At 40.1% G+C, this 1373-nt stretch carries 1 protein-coding gene and 1 pseudogene; both read right to left on the bottom strand.

What is annotated here, in order from left to right:
- Positions 1 to 1195: pseudogene (locus WGMM_RS01260) on the bottom strand (phage terminase large subunit family protein); the annotation flags it as partial.
- The coding region (locus WGMM_RS06445) for a hypothetical protein (RefSeq protein ID WP_038248861.1) at positions 1192 to 1373 on the bottom strand (182 nt) is incomplete at its 5' end. The gene WGMM_RS06445 and the pseudogene WGMM_RS01260, both read right to left, overlap by 4 nt.

Genomic DNA, 1373 nt, shown 5'->3' with positions numbered 1-1373 from the left:
ATACCTGGTAGTCTATTGACCAATTTTCTCGGTTTCTTCCCCACGCTACCACTTCTACTTCTAAACGATCTTTTTGTACATCAACCCCTGCCGTTAACACTATTTTTCCACCTTTTGGCACCATGCCTATCGGATAAGATTCTCTTCGGTTAAATAGCTGTTTCCAGTCTGGTACTTCTCCCTTATCTACCCAGGTTTCTCCCAGTGTTGTATTTATCCAAACTTTCAGTAATTGTTCATTTTCCTTTGCATGCAGATAATCTTCCACTGCTTGTTTCCAACTATACCAGCCAACTGGGCTATACAAGCTTGAAAGGTGGAATCTTTTTTTTTACCTTTTATTGGATTAGTAGGCCTCCATTCACCTCTAGCTAACATCTCTGTTTTCTGATGATTTTTTATTTCTCCTCTACACTCTATGCAAACGTAGTGGGCTGTATTTGGATTTTTATCCTTCCACTTTATTTGTGGCCATTTCAGCACCTGATAGTGATCACAATGTGGACAAGGTACAAAAAAGTATCGTTTGTCTGAACTCTCAAATTCTTTTTCTATTCTGCTTATTCCATGAACCGTTGGGGTTGAAACCAAGAATATTTTTCGCCGCGTAAATGTATTAGTTCGAGCTATGCTGAGTAAAACTGGATCTCCTTCTCCTCCTGAATCTCCTGGATATGCATCTACTTCATCTAAAAAAAGATATTTTACTGGCATTGAACGTAAACCCACTGGACTATTGGCACCTGTTACTACTACCGTTCCTCCCGGAAATTCCTTACTTTGTACAGTATTGCCTGAATCTCTCGACCTTGGATCTTTTATTTTACTCCTTAAACATGGCGTATCTTCAATGAGCGGCGCAAAATCTTCCCTTTGACCAACGCTTGCCCATTTCAACTGTTGGCTGTACTACCAGCATTGGTCCTGGTGTTTGGTCGATTATATATCCTATCCAGTTATTCCCAGCTTCTGTTCCGCCAATTTGTGCTCCTTTCATGAATACCACTTTTTCAGCCGGTGAAGACGAGGAAAGTGAATCCATTATTTCTCTGAGGTATGGCGTCCTCTCTGTCCTCCATTTTCCTGGTTCTGATGATGCTATCGTTGAAAGCTGACGATTCTTATCTGCCCACTCTGATACTTTAAGTGGTAGATCTGGCCTCAGTCCTGCATAAAAACTACTGCTGTATATCATAATGCCATCTGCTGCAATTGTTGCACTTCTATGCCACTTAAAGCAAAAGGCACTTTTTGTCTGCAATAAATATCTGCTGACGCTTTACTTAAAATCATTATTGCAACTAATATGTGAATTAGGCTCACCAAGGCGATTAAGACGCTTTTTTCAGTAATTTGTGTGTAGTCATTAAAAT

It is taken from the genome of Wolbachia endosymbiont of Glossina morsitans morsitans (assembly GCF_000689175.1).
GTDB classification, from domain to species: domain Bacteria; phylum Pseudomonadota; class Alphaproteobacteria; order Rickettsiales; family Anaplasmataceae; genus Wolbachia; species Wolbachia pipientis.
Note: the sequence above shows the minus strand (reverse complement) of the source record. Positions and strands in the feature narration are given on the sequence as shown.